Source organism: Sphingomonas sp. GW821-FHT02B09 (assembly GCF_059421875.1).
The window spans coordinates 1-1,152 of the sequence record NZ_JBWKVV010000032.1 but is presented as its reverse complement, the minus strand read 5'-3'; the positions used below and the strand labels follow the sequence as shown (position 1 = coordinate 1,152).

The 1,152-nt window shown below is 64.4% G+C and carries 1 protein-coding gene; it reads left to right on the top strand.

Annotated elements, in window-relative coordinates:
* Nucleotides 1-72: 72 nt before the first annotated feature.
* Nucleotides 73-1,152 (top strand): IS630 family transposase, encoded by a 1,080-nt coding sequence (locus AC07U4_RS24815; RefSeq protein WP_495197605.1) that lies wholly within the window; start codon nucleotides 73-75, stop codon nucleotides 1,150-1,152.

Genomic DNA, 1,152 nt, shown 5'->3' with positions numbered 1-1,152 from the left:
CTAGTGGATTGATCGAGACGGAAGCATCCGTTTAGGATTCCTGTTATTGTCGCAGCATGCGATGGACCGGGAATGCGCAGCGGGATCAGCATAGCCGTCACGGCTTCGGACAGGACACGGCTCGAGGGGCTGGTGGCGGCGCGTGGTTCACCGCAGAAGCATGTGTGGCGGGCGCGGATCGTCCTGCTGAGCGACGATGGTCTGGGCACGGTCGCGATCATGGCGGCGACGGGCAAGTCGAAGACGTGCGTGTGGCGCTGGCAGGAGCGGTTCATGACCGAGGGCGTCGATGGCCTGCTGCGCGACAAGACGCGACCGCCGGGGATCGCACCCCTCAAGACCACGCTGGTCGACAAGGTCGTGGCGTTGACGCTGGAGCCGCCTGACCACGAGGCGACGCACTGGACGGTGCGCGCCATGGCAAAGGCGGTCGGCATCGCGGCCTCCTCGGTGGTCAGGATCTGGCACGACCATGGCCTGGTGCCGCACCGCTGGCGCAGCTTCAAGCTGTCCAACGACCGGGCATTCGCCGAAAAGCTGCACGATGTGGTCGGCCTGTACGTCTCGCCGCCTGCCCATGCCATCGTGCTGTCCGTGGATGAGAAGAGCCAGATCCAGGCGCTCGACCGCACGCAGCCGGGTCTGCCGCTCAAGCGCGGCCGGGGCGCGACCATGACCCACGACTACAAGCGCAACGGCACCACGACGCTGTTCGCCGCCCTGAACGTCCTTGATGGCTCGGTGATCGGACGCAACATGCAGCGTCACCGCCACCAGGAGTTCATTCGCTTCCTGAACGCCGTCGAGGCCGAGCTGCCGCCCGACAAGGCCGTCCACGTCATCCTGGATAACTACGCGACCCACAAGCAGCCCAAGGTTCGGGCCTGGCTGGATCGCCACCCGCGCTGGACGTTCCACTTCGTGCCGACGTCATGTTCGTGGCTGAATGCGGTCGAGGGGTTCTTCGCCAAACTGACCCGTCGTCGACTGAAAAATGGCGTCTTCCACTCCGTCGTCGACCTTCAGGCGGCCATCAACCGCTTCATCAAGGAGCATAATCAACAGCCCCGACCCTTCGTCTGGCGCGCCAATCCGAATGAGATCATCGCCGCAGTCAGACGCGGGCACCAAACGTTGGAATCAGTCCACTAG